A 17,322-nucleotide genomic window follows, 5' to 3' on the forward strand; every position below is an offset into this window, starting at 1 on the left:
GGCGGGTGCGGTGTCAGCCCTGCGGCAGGGCCGCGAGCTGCGCGGTGATCCGCGCGATGTCGGACTCGGCGGCCGCCAGGCGGGTGCGGATGCCCGCGACCACCTGCTCGGGCGCCTTGGCGAGGAAGCCCTCGTTGCCGAGCTTGCGCTCCGCCTGGTCCTTCTCCTTCTCGGCGGCCGCGAGGTCCTTGGCCAGCCGCTTGCGCTCGGCGACGACGTCGATGGCGCCGGACAGGTCCAGCTCCACGGTGGCGCCGGCCACCGGCAGGGTCGCGGTGGCGTGGAAGTCCTCGGCGGCCGGCTGGAGCCGCAGGAGCTGCCGGATGGCCTCCTCGTGCGGGGCCAGCAGGGTGCCGCCCAGGGTGAGCCGGGCCGGGACCCGCTGGCCGGGCTGCAGTCCCTGGTCGCTGCGGAACCGGCGGACCTCGGTGACCACTCGCTGGACCTCGGCGATCTCCGCCTCGGCGGCCGGGTCGCGGAAGCCGCTGTCGGCCGGCCAGTCGGCGATCACCACGGACTCGGCTCCGGTCAGGGTGGTCCACAGCGTCTCGGTGACGAACGGGATCACCGGGTGCAGCAGCCGCAGCACGACGTCCAGGACCTCGCCGAGGACGCGGCCGGAGACCCGGGCCGCCTCGCCGCCGCCGGTGAAGGTGGTCTTGGACAGCTCGACGTACCAGTCGAAGACCTCGTCCCAGGCGAAGTGGAACAGGGTGTCGCTGAGCCGGGCGAACTGGAAGTCGTCGTAGTAGGCGTCGACCTCGGCGACGACCGAGTTCAGCCGGGACAGGATCCACCGGTCGGTGGCCGACAGCTGCTCGGGGGCGGGCAGCGGGCCCGCCACCGTGGCGCCGTTCATCAGCGCGAACCGGGTGGCGTTCCAGATCTTGTTGGCGAAGTTGCGCGACCCCTGGACCCAGTCCTCGCCGATCGGCACGTCGACGCCCGGGTTGGCGCCGCGTGCCAGGGTGAAGCGCAGCGCGTCGGAGCCGTACTTGTCCATCCAGTCCAGCGGATTGACCGCGTTGCCGAAGGACTTGGACATCTTCTTGCCGAACTGGTCGCGGACCATGCCGTGCAGGGCGATGGTGCCGAACGGCACCTGGCCGTCCATCGCGTACAGGCCGAACATCATCATCCGGACGACCCAGAAGAACAGGATGTCGTAGCCGGTGAGCATGACGGAGTTGGGATAGAACTTGGCCAGCGACTCGGTCGGCTCGGGCCAGCCCAGGGTGGAGAAGGGCCACAGCGCCGAGGAGAACCAGGTGTCCAGGACGTCGGGGTCCTGGGTCCAGCCCTCGCCGGCGGGGGGCTCGTCGTCCGGACCGAGGCAGATCTGCTCGCCGTTCGGGCCGTACCAGACCGGGACCCGGTGACCCCACCACAACTGGCGCGAGATGCACCAGTCGTGCATGTTGTCGACCCAGTCGAAGTACCGCTTCTCCATCTCCTGCGGGTGGATGGTGACCCGTCCGTCGCGGACCGCGTCGCCGGCGGCCTTGGCCAGCGGCGCGACCTTGACCCACCACTGCATCGACAGCCGCGGCTCGATGGTGGTCTTGCAGCGCGAGCAGTGGCCGACCGAGTGGCGGTACGGGCGGACCTCGGAGACGATCCGGCCCTCGGCGCGCAGCGCGGCGACGATGGCCGAGCGGGCCTCGAACCGGTCCAGGCCCTGGAACGGGCCGTGCGTGGTGATCACCGCGTGCTCGTCCATCACGGTGATGGCCGGCAGGCCGTGCCGCTGCCCGATCTCGAAGTCGTTCGGGTCGTGGGCCGGGGTGACCTTGACCGCGCCGGTGCCGAACTCGGGGTCGACATGGGAGTCGGCGACGATGGGGATGGACCGCTCGGTCAGCGGCAGCTTGATGGTGCGGCCGACCAGGTGCCGGTACCGCTCGTCGTCGGGGTGGACGGCGACCGCGGTGTCACCGAGCATCGTCTCGGCCCGGGTGGTGGCGACGACGACGCTGTCCGCGCCCTCGCCGTACCGGATCGAGACCAGCTCGCCGTCGTCCTCCTCGTACTCCACCTCGATGTCGGAGATGGCGGTGAGGCAGCGCGGGCACCAGTTGATGATCCGCTCGGCGCGGTAGATCAGCTCGTCGTCGTAGAGCCGCTTGAAGATGGTCTGGACGGACTTCGACAGGCCCTCGTCGAAGGTGAAGCGCTCCCGGGACCAGGCGACGCCGTCACCGAGGCGGCGCATCTGGCCGGAGATCTGGCCGCCGGACTCGTTCTTCCACTGCCAGACCCGCTCGACGAACGCCTCGCGGCCCATGTCGTGGCGGGACTTGCCCTCCTTGCCCAGCTCGCGCTCGACCACGTTCTGGGTGGCGATGCCCGCGTGGTCCATGCCGGGCTGCCACAGCGTCTCGTAGCCCTGCATCCGCTTGCGGCGGGTCAGCGCGTCGATGAGCGTGTGCTCGAAGGCGTGCCCGAGGTGGAGGCTGCCCGTGACGTTCGGCGGCGGGATGACGATGGTGTACGGCGGCTTGTCGCTCTTGGCGTCGGCCTCGAAATAGCCGCGCTCCACCCAGCGCTCGTACAGCGCCCCCTCTACCTCGGCCGGCGCGTACGTGGTCGGCAGTGCGGGGGTGCTGTCCTGCGGCCCGCGTGCGGGGCCCTGCTGAGTGTTCTCGGTCACGCGATGAATTCTACGGGTGCGGACGGAGCTGTTACGAATCAGTTGCACCCCCGCGGTCGTGGGCCCGCCCGGATCCGCAAGGATGGGCGGACTCGTTAACGGAGGGGACGAAGCTCATGAGTTACAACCAGCCGCCACCGAACCCGTACGGGCAGCAGCCGCCGCCCGGCGGTTACGGGCAGCCGCCCCAGCCGGGCGGTTACGGCCAGCCGGCCGAGCCGGGCTACGGCCAGGGCGGCTACCAGGGGGGATACGGCCAGCCGCAGCCCGGGTACGGGGCGCCGGCCGCGCCGCCGGCGGGCCGGCCGGCGTACGGCTACCCCCAGCAGGCACCCCCGCAGGCCCCGCCGCAGCAGCCCTACGGCCAGCCGCCGTACGGCCAGGTCCCGCCGCAGCAGCCCTACGGCTACCAGCAGCCGCAGGCCCCACAAGGCGGCGGCAAGCGCACCGGGATCATCGTCGGCGCGGTGGTCGCGCTGGTCGCGGTGGGCGCGGGCGTCTTCTTCGTCACCAAGGGCAGCGGGAACAGCGGCGGCAGCGCAATCACGAACGACGGCAAGCACTACAAGCTGACCACGCCGGCCACGGTCGCCGACACGTACAAGAAGTCCGACGACGGCACCGGTTCCAGCGACGGGTTCGACGACACCGACCTGGCCAAGCTCAGGGCGCTGGGCGTGTCCAACCCGACGCAGGTGGCGGCCAATTACACGTCCGGCTCCCAGCTCACCGGCAAGATGCTCACCTTCAGCGGGGTGTACGGCACGGTCGCGGACCCGAAGAAGGTCGTGGACGGCATGTTCGCCGAGCTCAAGCAGCAGGCGGCCAAGGACACCTCCACCGACGGCAGCGGCGACAAGACCGAACTGGTCGGCAGCCCGCAGCAGGTCCACCCGGCCGGGATGGACGACGCGGTCATGGAGTGCCAGACCACCAAGTCCACGGTGAGCGGCAAGGTCCTGACCACGCCGGTGTGCCTGTGGGCGGACTACAGCACGGTCGGCTACACCCTGTCCTTCGACCTGGCCAGCATCGCCACCGGCGGCAGCGGCCAGAGCATGGACCAGGCGGCCGACCTGACCGCCCGGGTCCGCAAGGACAGCCGGGTGCAGATCTCCTGACGCCTTTCGGTACGCGCACAAGGGGGCGCCCCGGTCGCGGTGACCGGGGCGCCCCCTTGTGCGTATGTGCCGCGTGCGCGGTTTCCTGCCCTCCGCGTGGAGCGGTCAGGCGCTCTTCTGCTCGCCCTTGCCCACGATGCGCGGCTCGCGCGGCACCAGCGTGGGGTTGACGTTGGAGTGCACCACGTCGGCGGTGATGACCACGCGGGCCACGTCCTTGCGGGACGGCACCTCGTACATCACCGACTGGAGGACCTCCTCCATGATGGCGCGCAGGCCGCGGGCGCCGGTCTGCCGCAGGATCGCCTGGTCGGCGATGGCCTCCAGCGCGCCGCGCTCGAACTCCAGCTCCACGCCGTCGAGTTCGAAGAGCTTCTGGTACTGCTTGACCAGCGCGTTGCGCGGCTCGACCAGGATCTGCAGCAGCGCCTCCCGGTCCAGGTTGTGCACGCTGGTGATGACCGGGAGCCGGCCGATGAACTCCGGGATCATCCCGAACTTCACCAGGTCCTCCGGCATGATGTCGGAGAACTGGTCGGTCATGTCCAGCTCGCGCTTGGAGCGGATGGTCGCGCCGAAGCCGATGCCCTTGGCGCCCGCCCGGGACTCGATGATCTTCTCCAGACCGGCGAACGCGCCGCCCACGATGAACAGCACGTTCGTGGTGTCGATCTGGATGAACTCCTGGTGCGGGTGCTTGCGCCCGCCCTGCGGCGGCACCGAGGCGGTGGTGCCCTCCAGGATCTTCAGCAGCGCCTGCTGCACGCCCTCGCCGGAGACGTCCCGGGTGATCGACGGGTTCTCGCTCTTGCGGGCGACCTTGTCGATCTCGTCGATGTAGATGATCCCGGTCTCGGCCTTCTTGACGTCGTAGTCGGCCGCCTGGATCAGCTTCAGCAGGATGTTCTCCACGTCCTCGCCGACGTACCCGGCCTCGGTGAGGGCGGTGGCGTCGGCGATGGCGAAGGGTACGTTGAGCATCCGGGCCAGCGTCTGGGCCAGCAGGGTCTTGCCGGAGCCGGTCGGGCCGAGCAGCAGGATGTTCGACTTGGCCAGCTCGATGGAGTCCTCGTGCCCGGGGCGGCCGTTCTCACCCGCCTGGACGCGCTTGTAGTGGTTGTACACCGCCACCGAGAGCGCCTTCTTGGCCGGTTCCTGGCCGACGACGTAGCTCTCCAGGAACTCGTAGATCTCCCGCGGCTTGGGCAGGTCCTCCCAGCGCACCTCGGAGGACTCGGCGAGTTCCTCCTCGATGATCTCGTTGCAGAGGTCGATGCACTCGTCGCAGATGTACACGCCCGGGCCTGCGATGAGCTTCTTCACCTGCTTCTGGCTCTTCCCGCAGAACGAGCACTTCAGCAGGTCTCCACCGTCACCGATGCGTGCCACGAGGTGTTTCCCCTTCGCCTGGGATCCGTCGGCCTTCAACGGAGCCTGGTGCTTCTCTCATCGACGGTACCTTGCCGTGCCCCTCGTGTGGGCCCCCCTTGGCGGTACTCGCCTGTCCACTCGCCGCGCGGGCGGACCGGGGGGCCGCACGCGCGGCCGGGGACGGTCGGGTCGGTAAGACCGACACTCAGACCGATACGGAGCTCTTGCGGGTCGACACGATCTGGTCGACCAAGCCGTAGGCCAGCGACTCCTCGGCGGTGAGGATCTTGTCCCGCTCGATGTCGTCGCGGATCTGCTCGATCGGCGTGGTGGAGTGCTTGGCGAGCATCTCCTCCAGCTGCTGGCGCATCCGGAAGATCTCGTTCGCGGCGATCTCCAGGTCGGACACCTGGCCGCGGCCGGTCTCGGTGTACGGCTGGTGGATCAGGATGCGCGCGTTGGGCAGCGCCATGCGCTTGCCGGAGGTGCCGGCCGCCAGCAGCACCGCGGCGGCCGAGGCCGCCTGGCCCATGCAGACGGTCTGGATGTCCGGCTTGACGAACTGCATGGTGTCGTAGATGGCGGTCAGCGCCGTGAAGGAGCCGCCGGGGCTGTTGATGTAGATGGAGATGTCCCGGTCCGGGTCCATCGACTCCAGGCACAGCAGCTGCGCCATGACGTCGTTGGCGGAGGCGTCGTCGATCTGGACCCCGAGGAAGATCACCCGCTCCTCGAAGAGCTTGGCGTAGGGGTCGTACTCGCGGATGCCCTGCGAGGTCCGTTCGACGAAGCGGGGGACGACGTAGCGGGCCTCGGCACCGAGCAGCCCCGGCCGCTCGGCCCGGGTGCGCTCGTACAGGCCGCTGCCGGGGAAGTTCATGGGGTTCACGTCCACCGTCCTGGTGATGAGGAGCTTCGAGTGAGTCGGGGGGCTGTGCGGCTCAGGAGCCGTTGCCGGCGCCGGTGCCGCCACCGCCCGGGACGTGGACGGCGGAGAGCATCACGCCGTCGATCAGGCCGTACTCCTGGGCCTCCTCGGCGGAGAACCAGCGGTCGCGGTCGGAGTCCTTGGTGATCTGCTCGAAGCTCTGGCCGGAGTGCTCGGCGATCAGCTCGGCCATCCGGCGCTTGGTGTGCAGAAGCTGCTCGGCCTGGATCTTGATGTCGGTGGCCGATCCGCCCAGTCCCGCGGAGGGCTGGTGCATCAGGATGCGGGTGTTCGGCAGCGCGAACCGCTTGCCGGGGGTGCCCGCGGTCAGCAGGAACTGGCCCATGGATGCGGCCATGCCCATGGCGATCGTGACGACGTCGTTCTTGATGAACTGCATCGTGTCGTAGATGGCCATGCCGGCGGTCACCGAGCCGCCGGGGCTGTTGATGTAGAGGTAGATGTCCTTTTCCGGGTCGGCCGCGAGCAGCAGGAGCTGCGCGGTGATCCGGTTGGCGATGTCGTCGTCGACCGCCTGGCCCAGGAAGATGATCCGCTCGCCGAGCAGTCGGTTGTAGACCTGGTCGCCGAGGCCACCGATGGTCGGCTCGCCGGCGGCGGAAGGCATCGGAGTCGTCACGTGTCCACCTGCTCGCTGTTCGGGCGGCCGCAGCCGCCGCTGAGTTGTCTTCGGGCCGGGGGCCCTCCTGCTTACGGACCCTAACGCGCAGGTGGGGCCGGGCAATCCCCTACGGCCTACTGTTCGCTGTGAGCGCAGGGTGCCGGGCCGTGCCCGGGCAACGCCGCAGCGGTACGGGACCGCGCGTGAGGTGGGGCGATGTGCGCGGCGCGGCGGACACGGCGGTCGTACGGCCGTACGCGGGCGGCACGGGCCGCCCGGGGGCGTACGGGCGACCGGTGGCCGTACATGCGACGGGCCCGGACGCGGGGTGGCGTCCGGGCCCGTGACGGCTCACTGCTCGGCGGGCTGCTCGTCCTCGGCGGCCGCGCCTTCGCCGGAGAGGGCGGCGGCGTCTACGGTCTCGGCCGTCTCGTCCTCCTCGTCCTCCAGCTCGACGGTCTCACCGTTGGTGTCGGTGACCTTGGCGGCCTCGACGACCAGGGCCAGCGCCTTGCCGCGGGCGACCTCGCCGACGAGCATCGGCACCTGGCCGCCCTCGACGACGGCCTGGGCGAACTGGTCGGGGGTCATCCCGGAGGAGGCGGCCCGGCGCACCAGGTGCTCGGTCAGCTCCTCCTGGTTGACGGACAGCTTCTCCTTGCTGACCAGCTCGTCCAGGATGAACTGGGTCTTGATGCCCTTGACCGACTGGTTCTCCAGCTCGGCGTCGTACTCCTCGCGGGTCTTGCCCTCGCCCTCGAGGAACGACTCCCAGGTCTGCCCGGTGGCCGGGAACTGGTGGTGCTCCAGGTTGTGCACCCGGGTCTCGATCTCGTCCTTGAGGAGCTTCTCCGGGATCGGCACCTCGACCAGCTCGATCAGGGCGTCCAGCACCTTCTCCTGCGCCTGGGTGGCCTGGTCGTACGCCTTGACCCGGGCGAGCCGCTTGCGGCTGTCCTCGCGCAGCTCCTCCAGGGTGTCGAACTCGGAGGCGAGCTGGGCGAACTCGTCGTCCAGGGAGGGCAGTTCGCGGGCCTGGACGTCGGAGACGTCGACCTTGACGGTGGCCGCGACGCCGGCCGCGGAGCCGCCCCGCAGCTCGGAGGTGAAGGTGGCGGAGCCGCCCTTGGACAGGCCGGTGACGGCCTCGTCGATGCCTTCCAGGAGCTGGCCGGAGCCGATGGTGTAGCTGACGCCGGTGGCGATGCCGTCGTCCAGCACCTTGCCGTCCACCGAGGCCTCCAGGTCGACGACCACGACGTCGCCCTCGGCGGCGGGGCGGTCGACCGGGGTGGTGGAGGCGAAGCGGTCGCGGAGCTGCTCCAGGGAGGTGTCCACGTCCTCCTCGGCGACCTCGACGGCGTCCACGACGACCTCGATGCCGGAGTAGTCCGGGATCTCCAGGGTCGGGCGGATGTCCACCTCGGCGGTGAACTTCAGCTCGTCGCCGTCGTTGAACTCGGTGATGTCGACGTCCGGCTGGCCGAGGACGTTGAGCTCCCCGCTCTCGACCGCCTCGGTGTAGAACTTCGGCAGCGCTTCGTTGATGGCCTCCTCGAGGACCGCGCCGCGACCGAAGCGCTGGTCGATGACGCGCGCAGGGATCTTGCCCTTGCGGAAGCCCGGCACCGTGACCTGGTCGTTGATCTTCTTGTACGCCGCGTCGAGGCTGGGCTTGAGCTCCTCGAAGGGCACCTCGACAGTGAGTCGAACCCGGGTCGGGTTCAGAGTCTCGACGGCGCTCTTCACGGTTGGGTCTCCTTGGGGGCTTTACGTTGGTGGTGGCGGTCCGCGGTGCGTGGCGTACCAAGGCTGCGCGCGTGCGGACGCCGTCCAGCCATCGTACCCGTAGCACAAGGGTCCCGGGCGGGCCGGGCAGTGCCCGGAGGGGCCGTTGCCGGCCATGTGCGGGCCGCGTCCGCCGGCCCGCCCCCGCACCGCGGCCCGGCCGCGGAAGTGCTGGTCGGGGTGGCCGGATTCGAACCGACGGCCTTCCGCTCCCAAAGCGGACGCGCTACCAAGCTGCGCCACACCCCGTTGGTGCGACACGTAGAGTACATGCCGCCACAACTGTGGGCAGCCGGTATTCACCCGCCACTCCACCGTTCGACCGGCTACTATGCGATGTGCCAGAATCACCGGGCACGCGGGCGTAGCTCAATGGTAGAGCCCTAGTCTTCCAAACTAGCTACGCGGGTTCGATTCCCGTCGCCCGCTCTTTCTCTGCAACGGCCCAGGTCACGGACGGTTTCCGTGGTCCTGGGCCGTTTGCGTGTCCGATCTTGTTCCAGGCGGCGGTCAGGGGAGGGAGCGGGTGTCGCGGGCGGCCTCCCCGGGGGGCGGGGCGGTGCGGAGGTGGGAGGTGTGGCGGCCGGGTGGGGCGCCGAACAGGCGCCGGTATTCGCGGCTGAACTGGGTGGGGCTGTCGTAGCCGACGAGGTGGCCGACGCCGGCGACGTCGCCCGCGCGGGCGATGAGGAGGGAGCGGGCCTCCTGGAGGCGGATGCGCTTCTGGAACTGGAGGGGGCTCATGGCGGTGACGTCGCGGAAGTGGCGGTGGAAGGCGGACGGGCTCATCCCGGCCAGCCCGGCGAGGTCGGCGATGCGCAGCGGCTCCGCGTAGTTGTCGCGGATCCAGCGGATGGCCCGGCCGACGTGGGAGAGGTTGCTGTCGGCCAGGCCGATCCGGGCGACCATGGCGCCGTGCGGGCCGGTCAGCAGCCGCCACAGGATCTCCCGTTCGACGAGCGGGGCGAGTACGGGCACGTCGGCGGGGTGGTCGAGCAGCCTGAGCATCCGGGCGACCGCGTCGAGCAGGTCGGGGCCGGCCTCGCCGGTGGCGATCGCGGGCGCGCCGGCCGGGCCGCGGGGGCGTCGTACCGCCGGGGCCTCAAGCAGCAGCGGGGCGATGGCCGCCGGGCGCAGCGCCAGCCCGACCCCCAGCGCCGGAGTGCGCGGCGTGGCGCCCAGGAAGTGGCCGGTGACCGGCAGGTCCGCGCTGACCACCAGGCACTCCCCCGCCCCGTACTCGAAGACCTGGTCGCCGAGCAGCAGCCGCTTGCCGCCCTGCGCCATGACGACCAGCAGCGGTTCGGTCAGCGAATGGTCCGGCTCGGTGGACTCCACCCTGGACAGCAGCAGCCCGTCGACGGTGGTACGCAGGTCGGGCCGCGCGTGGGCGGCGACGCGGTCGCGGATCTCGGCCAGCAGCTCGGCGGTGTCGGGCACACCTTCACTGAACCACCGGGTGGAGAGCCGGACAAGCCCGATCGAGGCGGAATCGGCAGGATCGGGCAAGAGGTCGAGCGGATCGGTCTACCGCGGGCGGGGCGAGTCAGGGTTCGATGAAAGGGACGGCAAGCCAGACATACCGACCCGTTGGGAGCACGATCATGCCGCTCGACCACTACGTCACCCTCGGCCGCTCGGGGCTGCGGGTCAGCCCGTTCGCCCTCGGCGCGATGACATTCGGAGAGGATCCGGGAGGCGCCGGATGCAGCGTCGAGGAGTCCGAGCGCATCCTGGCCGCCTACCTCGACCGCGGCGGGAACTTCGTCGACACCGCGAACTTCTACACCAACGGCCACTCGGAGCGGATCCTCGGCGACTTCTTCGCCGCCCGCCCGGGACTGCGCGACCGCGTGGTGCTGGCCTCGAAATTCTTCACCAACCTCTTCCCCGGCGACCCCAACGGCGGCGGCGCCGGGCGCCGCTCGGTCATCGCCCAACTGGAGGAGACCCTGCGCCGGCTGCGCACCGACCACCTGGACCTGTACTGGCTGCACAACTGGGACCGCAACACCCCGATCGAGGAGACGATGCGGGCCCTGGACGACCTGGTCCGGGCCGGCAAGGTCCGCTACATCGGCTTCTCCAACACCCCCGCCTGGCTCACCGCCCAGGCCCAGACGACGGCGCTGCTCAAGGGCTGGACCCCGCTGATCGCGCTCCAGGTGGAGTACTCCCTGCTGGCCCGCACGGTGGAGGGCGAACTCGCCCCGCTCGCCCGCGACCAGGGGATGGCGCTGGTGCCGTGGAGCCCGCTGAAGAACGGCTTCCTGTCCGGGAAGTACCGGCGCGACGTCCAGGTCACCGACTCGGCCCGCACCGCTTTCGTCGGCGGCCCGAGTGAAGAGGAGTACGCCGTGATCGACGCGGTCGCCGCGGTCGCCGCTGAACTGGGCACCTCTTCGGCGGCGGTGGCGCTGGCCTGGCTGCGGGCGCGCGAGGGCACCGTGGTGCCGATCGTCGGCGCCCGCCGGGTGGACCACCTGGAGCAGAACCTGGCCGGCCTGGAGGTGACCCTCGCCCCGGAGCACCTGAAGGCGCTGGACGAGGTCTCCGCCCCGGTCCTGGACTACCCCGCGCCGATGCACGGCGCGCTGCGGGCCATGCTCCAGTTCGCCGGGACCACCGTCGACGGCGAGCCGTCCGGGATCTACCCGCCGCTGACGCAGAGCGCCGTGCGGTACTGAGTGCCCCGCGCCGCCGGGTGCCGCTGAATGCCCCCAAGAGCCCGCCGCCACCCGCTCAGTCGACCGGAATGCCCCCCGGCGACTTGATCCGCTTCATGATCATCTGCGAGTTCACGTCGGTGACGCCCGGCAGCGCGATCAGCTTGTCGGTCCAGAAGCGCTCGTACGCGTCGGAGTCCGCGACCGCGATCCGCAGCAGGCAGCCGGGCGCGCCGTAGAGCCGGTACGCCTCCACCACGTCGGGCGTCTCCTGGACCTCGGCCTCGAAGGCGGCCACCGAGGCGGGGTCGCGGCGCACCTCCACCGAGGCGAAGACCTCGAAGCCGCGACCGACGGCCACCGGGTTCACCACGGCGCGATACGTCTGGATCACCCCGTCGTCCTCCAACTGGCGTACCCGGCGCAGGCAGGGGGAAGGCGTCAGCCCCACCCGCTGGGCGAGTTCCTGGTTGGTCAGCCGGCCGTCGGCCTGCAGCTCGCGCAAGATTCGTCTGTCGATCGCATCCATAGGAGTGGTTTGTAGCACGCTTGAACGGAATACCGGCCAGTATTCGCAATCATATGGCAGGTCTACGCGCATATCATTGTGCTGGAGGGGTACGTAGTCACGGATTGCGCAGTCACAGATCGGGCCCGCGAGCGGCGGGCCCGACGCACGGGGGCAACCAGCAGCCGGCAAGCACAGGGAGGCGGAAGCATCGTGCGACGCGTCGTGGTCATCAGCACCGGGGGCACCATAGCCAGCCGCTGGCAGGGCGACGGGTACGCCGCCGAGGCCGCCGGGCGGGAGGTGCTGGCCGCCGGCGCCGTGCCCGAGGGCGTGGACGTCGAGGTGGTGGACCTGTTCACGGTCAACAGCTCCCGGTTGACCACCGGCCACCAGCTCCGCCTGCTGCACGCGGTGCACGAGCACCTCGCCGACCCGTCGGTGGATGGCATCGTTGTCACCCACGGCACCGACACGCTTGAGGAGTCCGCGTTCTTCGTGGACCTCTTCCACGCCGACCGCCGCCCGGTGGTGTTCACCGGCGCCCAGCAGCCGCTGGACGCGGAGGACGGCGACGCGGCCGGGAATCTCTACGACGCGCTGCTGACCGCGGCCACCGGACGAAACATCGGCGCCGTGATCGTCTTCGCCGGCCGGGTGTTCGCCGCCCGCGGCACCGTGAAGAAGCACACCACGGGCCTGCACGCCTTCGGCGACCCGGACGGACTGCCGCTGGGCCGGGTGGAGTTCGGCCGGGTGACCTGGGGGCGCCGGCGGCCGCGGCCGGCCGCGCTGCCGCTGCCCGCGCCCGGGGCCGCCGAGCCCCGGGTGGACATCGTGATGCACCACAGCGACGCCGACAGCGTGCTGTTCGAGGCCGCGCTCGCGGCCGGCGCGCGCGGTGTGGTGCTCGCCGGCACCGGCGCCGGCAACGCCAATCCGGAGATCGCCGACACGGTGCGCAAGGCCACCGGGGACGGTGTCCTGGTGGCGGTCAGTACCCGGGTGGCAGCCGGCGCCGTGGCGCCGATCTACACCGGCGGCGGAGCGGTGGACCTGGTGGCCGCCGGCGCCCAGTTGGCCGGGGCGCTGCGCCCGGGCCAGGCCCGGATCGCGGTCCTGGCCTCGCTGCTGGCCGCCGACGCCCTGTCCGGCGCGGCGGCCGGTTCGGATGCCGAGGATGCCGAAGATGCCGACACGGACGCCGAGGCGGTCCTGCGGCAGGTGCTGGGCACCCCCGGCCAGGCGCTTCCGGCGTCAGAACTTTATCTGGTCGATGGTGTTGGCCACTGACGTCAGGAACCGGTTGACGGTCGGCGCCATGTTCGTCGAGGCGAGGAAGAAGCCGAACAGGGCGGCCACCAGCGCCGGTCCCCACTTGATCGACTTGTTGCGGATCAGCACGAACAAGATGACCGCCAGGATGAGCACAGCGGATGCGGAGATAACCACAGCGGATCACTTCCTCGTCAGGTAATGCCTCGGTCCCGGGGACCGCTCCGCTGCCCCCGCCACGCCCGTTCCCCATGGTGCCATCACCCGGCGACACGGGAGACCCGTGTGGCCCATAATCCCATTCCCACCTGGGAGATGAGCGAATCCGCCACATGGCGGCAGCTTGCGCCGGGCAAGCCGTGAGAAGACTCACGGTCGCCCTGAAACGCCGTCACAAGACCCCTGGTTCAGTCCCGGCAGACGACGAGCAGCGCCCGGTCGTCGTTGACGTCCTTGGCGACCTGTTCGATCAACCGCCAGGCGGAGCCGCGGAATCCGGTGGCCACGAACCGGTCGGCCTCCCCTATCAGCCGGTCCATGCCCTCGGCGATGTCCCGCTCGGCGGTCTCCACCAGCCCGTCGGTGAACAGCAGCAGCACGTCGCCGGACCGCAAGGTGCCCTTGACGCCGAGGAATTCGGCCCCGTCGTACACCCCGAGCAGCGGCCCCTCGGCGGCTATCGCCTCCCACTGGCCGCTGCCGGCGTGCAGTTGGACGCCGGGCAGGTGCCCGGCGGACAGCAGCTCGTAGTCGCCGCTCTCCAGGTCGAGCACGAGGTGCACGGACGTGGCGAACCCCTCGTCCCAGTTCTGGCGCAGCAGATAGCCGTTGGCGGCCGGGAGGAAGGAGTGCGGCGGCAGCGAGCCGAGCAGTCCGCCGAAGGCGCCGGACAGCAGCAGTGAACGCGAGGCCGCGTCCATGCCCTTGCCGGACACGTCGGTGAGCACGGCCTCCAGCACCCGCCCCTCCGAGGTGCGGGTGGCCACCACGAAGTCGCCGGAGAAGGACTGCCCGCCGGCCGGCCGCAGCGCCATCTCGGCGTGCCAGCCGGCCGGGAGGCGGGGCAAGCGGCTCTGCACGCGGATGCGTTCGCGCAGGTCGAAGAGCATGGTGTGGCCGCGCCGCCAGGGCACGCCGACCCGGGCCCGGAACTGGGCGATGATCAGGCCGGTGAGCGCGACCGCGGTCACCACCAGCACGGTGCCGGGGGTGACCCGGGCCGGACCCTCGCGGTAGGGGCCGAGCACCGCCGACTCCGAGACGAGGGCGACGGCGGAGGCGGCGTAGAGGAGCAGCAGGCTCGCCGGGCGCAGCAGGAGGCCGCCGGTGAGGATGGGCAGCACCAGGGCGCTGGGCGGGCACCAGACGGGCACGCACACGGTGGTGACGGCCAGGGCCGGCACCGTCAGCAGCAGGACGGCCAGGCCCGTCCAGTCCGGGGCGTCGCCGCGGAAGTAGTCGACGGCGGAGCGGCGCACGGTGAGCCGGGCCCGGTGCCAGCGCATGCGCCACCGTAGCCCGATACCTTCATTTGCCACCCTCTTTGCCATGTCCCGGCGACCCTACCCATCCGACCTGGCATCGCGCAGGCGGGATGGACTGTGAGACCGGACTCCTCCCCTCGGCGGGAGCTGCCGTGCAGGTCCCGCCGGGGCCGGAAATGTGTTCGCCCGCACACCGTCCGGCTGGTAGGCAGGATTCATGACGACCGACGTACGGCCCTTGGCGCCCGAGTTGTGGGACCTTTACTTCGACCGGCTGGCGCGGGCCTTCGGCTGGCCGGCCAGTGCTCCGGAAGACCGCGAGCTGTGGCGACAACTGACCGAAACCGAGCGGTCGTTGACGGCCTGGGACGGGGAGGAGCTGATCGGCACCGCGGGTGCCTTCTCCTTCCGGATGACGGTTCCCGGCGGCGCCCCGCTGGCCGTGTCCGGCGTCACCATGGTCAGCGTCCAGCCCACCCACCGGCGCCGCGGGGTGCTCACCGCCATGATGCGCCGGCAGCTCGACGACTTCCGGGCCCGCGGCGAGAGCGTGGCCATTCTCACCGCCTCCGAGCCCGCTATCTACGGCCGCTTCGGCTACGGCGTCGCCACCCGCGAGATGTCCGGCACCGTCGACACCACCAGGGTGAGCTTCGCCGTGCCCGAGGAGGGGCGGCGGGTGCGGTTCCGGCTGGGCCCGGCCGCGGCGGCCCTCGACGCCTGTGAGGCGGTGTACGCGCAGGTGGTCGCCGGGCGGCCGGGAATGCTGGCCCGGCAGCCGGGCTGGGAGCGGAAGCCGGTGCTGGACCCGCCCGCGGACCGGGACGGCGCCACCGAGTTGCTGTGCGTGCTCGCCGAACTGGACGGCGAGGTACGGGGCTACGCCCGGTACGCGGTCAAGCCCCAGCGCGGCGCGGGCGGCAGCGAGTCGGTGGTCCGGCTCAAGGACCTCGAGGCCCTGGACCCCGCGGTCGGCGCCGCGCTGTGGCAGTACCTGGCGGACATCGACCTGACCTCCTCGGTGGCCTTCCGCAACCGCCCGGCCGACGACCCGCTGGTGCACCTGGTCTCCGACCTGCGCCGCTGCCGGCTCGGCTGGCGCGACGGGCTGCACCTGCGGCTGGTCGACGTGGGCGCGGCGCTGTCGGCCCGCACCTACACCTGTCCGGTGGACGTGGTGCTCGCCGTCGAGGACCCCTTCTGCCCGTGGAATTCCGGCGCCTGGCGGCTGTCCGGCGACGCCGAGGGGGCGACCTGCGAACGGACCACCGCACCGGCGGACCTGGCCGTGCCCGTACGCGACCTGGGCGCGGCCTACCTCGGCGGCCCGACCCTGCGCGCCATGGCCGCCGCCGGGACCGTACGCGAGCTGCGGCCGGGCGCGCTGCGGGAGGCGTCGGCGGCCTTCCACGGCGACGTGGAGCCGTGGCTGCCGCACGGGTTCTGAGCGGGCCGCGCGGAGGCGGGCCACGCGGAGGCCCGCGTACGTACGACGTGGCCGGTGTGCGCCCGTACGACGGCCGCTACGGACGTACGGACGCCTCCTGCGGCGGCTGGCAGGTGGGGCACCAGAACAGATTGCGGGCGGCCAGCACCTGGGTGCGTACTTCGGTGCCGCACAGCAGGCAGGGCAGGCCGGCCCGGCGGTAGACGTAGACCTCGCCGCCGTGGTCGTCCACCCGCGGCGGACGGCCCATCGCCGCCGGCTCGTGCTCGGGGCGGACGGTGTCGATGCGGTTGTTGCGCACGCCCTGGCGCATCAGGGCGACCAGGTCGGCCCACATCGCCCGCCACAGCTCGCGGGAAAGCGCCCGGCCGGGCAGGAAGGGGTCAACGCCGTGCCGGAAGAGCACCTCGGCGCGGTAGACGTTGCCGACCCCGGCGAGCAGTTTCTGGTCCATCAGCAGCGCGGCCACCGACACCCGGGACCGGGAGATCCGGGCCCAGGCCAGGTCCGGGTCGGCGTCGGGCCGCAGCGGGTCGGGGCCGAGCCGGGCGCCGATCGCCTGCTTCTCGCCGTCGGTGACCAGCGCGCAGGCGGCCGGGCCGCGCAGGTCCATGGTCGGGCCGCCCGGTCCGGCGCCGGCCAGCCGCAGCCGTACGGTGTCGCTGGCCGGGCCCTCGAAGGCGACCGTGCCGATCAGGCCCAGGTGGATGTGCACCCAGCCGAGCGGCCCGAACCCGAGGAAGAGGTGCTTGCCGTGGGCGTCGGTGGCCTCCAGCACGGTGCCGTCGAGCAGCGCCGCGCTGTCGGCGAACTTGCCCTGCGGACTGCTCGCCCGCACCGGACGGCCGGCGAAGCGCTCCCCGATGTCCTGCGCCAGCCGGTGGATCGTGTGTCCTTCGGGCATGCCCTCGGCTCAGTCCTGCTGCGGGTGGTGCGCGGGGACCGGCGGCAGTTCCCCGGTCGCCTCGTAGCGGGTGAGCATGTCGATACGGCGCTGGTGGCGCTCGACGTGCGAGTAGGGGGTGGCCAGGAAGATCTCGACGAACTTGGTGGCCTCCTCCTGGGAGTGCATCCGGGCGCCGATGCTGAGCACATTGGCGTCGTTGTGCTCCCGGGACAGCGAGGCGGTCTGCTCGTTCCAGGCCAGCGCGGCCCGAACGCCCTTGACCTTGTTGGCCGCGATCTGCTCGCCGTTGCCCGAGCCGCCGATCACGATCCCGAGGCTGCCCGGGTCGGCGGCGGTCCGCTCCGCCGCCCGCAGGCAGAACGGCGGGTAGTCGTCCACCGCGTCGTAGATGTGCGGCCCGCAGTCCACGGGCTGGTGCCCGGCCGCGGTGAGCCATTCCACGAGGTGGTTCTTGAGTTCGAAGCCGGCATGATCCGAGCCGAGATACACGCGCATGCCCCGAGTCTGTCATGCCCGGCGGGGCCCGGCGCGCCTGCCCTGCCCGGCCCCGGCGGG

15 protein-coding genes and 2 tRNA genes are annotated in these 17,322 nt (G+C 71.3%); 5 read left to right on the top strand and 12 right to left on the bottom strand.

What is annotated here, in order from left to right; all coding sequences use genetic code 11:
* Window positions 1-13: 13 nt before the first annotated feature.
* Window positions 14-2,650 carry a valine--tRNA ligase gene (locus tag ITX44_RS28045; protein WP_205360233.1) on the bottom strand — a complete coding sequence of 879 codons (2,637 nt, stop codon included), beginning with the start codon at window positions 2,648-2,650 and terminating at the stop codon, window positions 14-16.
* 116 nt (window positions 2,651-2,766) lie between these two features.
* Between ITX44_RS28045 and ITX44_RS28050 the strand changes: the two genes are divergently transcribed.
* Window positions 2,767-3,771 carry a hypothetical protein gene (locus tag ITX44_RS28050; RefSeq protein WP_205360234.1) on the top strand — a complete coding sequence of 335 codons (1,005 nt, stop codon included), beginning with the start codon at window positions 2,767-2,769 and terminating at the stop codon, window positions 3,769-3,771.
* 105 nt (window positions 3,772-3,876) lie between these two features.
* On the opposite strand, the gene clpX is transcribed toward ITX44_RS28050, so the two are convergent.
* The 5 genes from clpX to ITX44_RS28075 all read right to left on the bottom strand — a co-directional run bounded on the left by clpX (window position 3,877) and on the right by ITX44_RS28075 (window position 8,729).
* Complete coding sequence (clpX, locus tag ITX44_RS28055; protein ID WP_205360236.1) at window positions 3,877-5,160, bottom strand: ATP-dependent Clp protease ATP-binding subunit ClpX; 1,284 nt, start codon at window positions 5,158-5,160, stop codon at window positions 3,877-3,879.
* A 187-nt stretch (window positions 5,161-5,347) separates the two neighbouring features.
* Entirely contained in the window at window positions 5,348-6,022 is a 675-nt protein-coding gene (locus ITX44_RS28060) for an ATP-dependent Clp protease proteolytic subunit (RefSeq protein ID WP_236061872.1), read from the bottom strand.
* Between the two features lie 61 nt (window positions 6,023-6,083).
* Window positions 6,084-6,710, bottom strand: coding sequence for an ATP-dependent Clp protease proteolytic subunit (locus ITX44_RS28065; RefSeq protein ID WP_307795518.1), 627 nt, complete (start codon window positions 6,708-6,710; stop codon window positions 6,084-6,086).
* A 333-nt stretch (window positions 6,711-7,043) separates the two neighbouring features.
* Window positions 7,044-8,441: a trigger factor gene (tig, locus tag ITX44_RS28070; RefSeq protein ID WP_205360238.1), complete on the bottom strand. Its 1,398-nt coding sequence runs from the start codon at window positions 8,439-8,441 to the stop codon at window positions 7,044-7,046.
* Between the two features lie 211 nt (window positions 8,442-8,652).
* Window positions 8,653-8,729, bottom strand: a tRNA-Pro gene (locus ITX44_RS28075).
* A 109-nt stretch (window positions 8,730-8,838) separates the two neighbouring features.
* Here ITX44_RS28075 and ITX44_RS28080 point away from each other — a divergent pair.
* Window positions 8,839-8,909, top strand: a tRNA-Gly gene (locus ITX44_RS28080).
* Window positions 8,910-8,990: 81 nt separating this feature from the next.
* On the opposite strand, the gene ITX44_RS28085 is transcribed toward ITX44_RS28080, so the two are convergent.
* On the bottom strand, window positions 8,991-9,920 hold the full coding sequence (locus ITX44_RS28085) for an AraC family transcriptional regulator (RefSeq protein ID WP_307795519.1): 930 nt from the start codon (window positions 9,918-9,920) through the stop codon (window positions 8,991-8,993).
* A gap of 164 nt (window positions 9,921-10,084) precedes the next feature.
* On the opposite strand from ITX44_RS28085, the gene ITX44_RS28090 reads away from it, so the two are divergent.
* Window positions 10,085-11,167, top strand: coding sequence for an aldo/keto reductase (locus tag ITX44_RS28090; protein WP_205360240.1), 1,083 nt, complete (start codon window positions 10,085-10,087; stop codon window positions 11,165-11,167).
* A gap of 55 nt (window positions 11,168-11,222) precedes the next feature.
* On the opposite strand, the gene ITX44_RS28095 is transcribed toward ITX44_RS28090, so the two are convergent.
* Window positions 11,223-11,675, bottom strand: a complete 453-nt coding sequence (locus ITX44_RS28095) for an Lrp/AsnC family transcriptional regulator (protein WP_205360242.1) — start codon at window positions 11,673-11,675, stop codon at window positions 11,223-11,225.
* Between the two features lie 192 nt (window positions 11,676-11,867).
* On the opposite strand from ITX44_RS28095, the gene ITX44_RS28100 reads away from it, so the two are divergent.
* On the top strand, window positions 11,868-12,947 hold the full coding sequence (locus ITX44_RS28100) for an asparaginase (RefSeq protein WP_205360245.1): 1,080 nt from the start codon (window positions 11,868-11,870) through the stop codon (window positions 12,945-12,947).
* On the opposite strand, the gene ITX44_RS28105 is transcribed toward ITX44_RS28100, so the two are convergent.
* Both ITX44_RS28105 and ITX44_RS28110 read right to left on the bottom strand, forming a co-directional pair.
* Window positions 12,912-13,106: a hypothetical protein gene (locus ITX44_RS28105; RefSeq protein ID WP_205360247.1), complete on the bottom strand. Its 195-nt coding sequence runs from the start codon at window positions 13,104-13,106 to the stop codon at window positions 12,912-12,914. The genes ITX44_RS28100 and ITX44_RS28105 overlap by 36 nt on opposite strands.
* Before the next feature lie 230 nt (window positions 13,107-13,336).
* Entirely contained in the window at window positions 13,337-14,434 is a 1,098-nt protein-coding gene (locus ITX44_RS28110) for a PP2C family protein-serine/threonine phosphatase (RefSeq protein WP_236061822.1), read from the bottom strand.
* Window positions 14,435-14,630: 196 nt separating this feature from the next.
* On the opposite strand from ITX44_RS28110, the gene ITX44_RS28115 reads away from it, so the two are divergent.
* Window positions 14,631-15,860, top strand: coding sequence for a GNAT family N-acetyltransferase (locus ITX44_RS28115; RefSeq protein ID WP_205360251.1), 1,230 nt, complete (start codon window positions 14,631-14,633; stop codon window positions 15,858-15,860).
* Window positions 15,861-15,936: 76 nt separating this feature from the next.
* Here the strand turns inward: ITX44_RS28115 and ITX44_RS28120 are convergent, their stop codons facing one another.
* Window positions 15,937-16,764: an Fpg/Nei family DNA glycosylase gene (locus tag ITX44_RS28120; protein WP_205360253.1), complete on the bottom strand. Its 828-nt coding sequence runs from the start codon at window positions 16,762-16,764 to the stop codon at window positions 15,937-15,939.
* Window positions 16,765-16,773: 9 nt separating this feature from the next.
* Window positions 16,774-17,262, bottom strand: coding sequence for a ribose-5-phosphate isomerase (locus tag ITX44_RS28125; protein WP_205360255.1), 489 nt, complete (start codon window positions 17,260-17,262; stop codon window positions 16,774-16,776).
* Between the last annotated feature and the right edge of the window lie 60 nt (window positions 17,263-17,322).

The organism is Actinacidiphila acididurans (genome assembly GCF_016918855.1).
Classification (GTDB): Bacteria; Actinomycetota; Actinomycetes; order Streptomycetales; family Streptomycetaceae; genus Actinacidiphila; species Actinacidiphila acididurans.

Bases quoted from the DNA above. Each gene is read 5' to 3' on its own strand.
- ITX44_RS28110 (WP_236061822.1), bottom strand. From the start codon at position 14,434: ATGCGCTGGCACCGGGCCCGGCTCACCGTGCGCCGCTCCGCCGTCGAC.
- ITX44_RS28050 (WP_205360234.1), top strand. From the start codon at position 2,767: ATGAGTTACAACCAGCCGCCACCGAACCCGTACGGGCAGCAGCCGCCG.
- ITX44_RS28095 (WP_205360242.1), bottom strand. From the start codon at position 11,675: ATGGATGCGATCGACAGACGAATCTTGCGCGAGCTGCAGGCCGACGGC.
- ITX44_RS28090 (WP_205360240.1), top strand. From the start codon at position 10,085: ATGCCGCTCGACCACTACGTCACCCTCGGCCGCTCGGGGCTGCGGGTC.
- ITX44_RS28060 (WP_236061872.1), bottom strand. From the start codon at position 6,022: ATGAACTTCCCCGGCAGCGGCCTGTACGAGCGCACCCGGGCCGAGCGG.
- ITX44_RS28115 (WP_205360251.1), top strand. From the start codon at position 14,631: ATGACGACCGACGTACGGCCCTTGGCGCCCGAGTTGTGGGACCTTTAC.
- ITX44_RS28125 (WP_205360255.1), bottom strand. From the start codon at position 17,262: ATGCGCGTGTATCTCGGCTCGGATCATGCCGGCTTCGAACTCAAGAAC.
- ITX44_RS28120 (WP_205360253.1), bottom strand. From the start codon at position 16,764: ATGCCCGAAGGACACACGATCCACCGGCTGGCGCAGGACATCGGGGAG.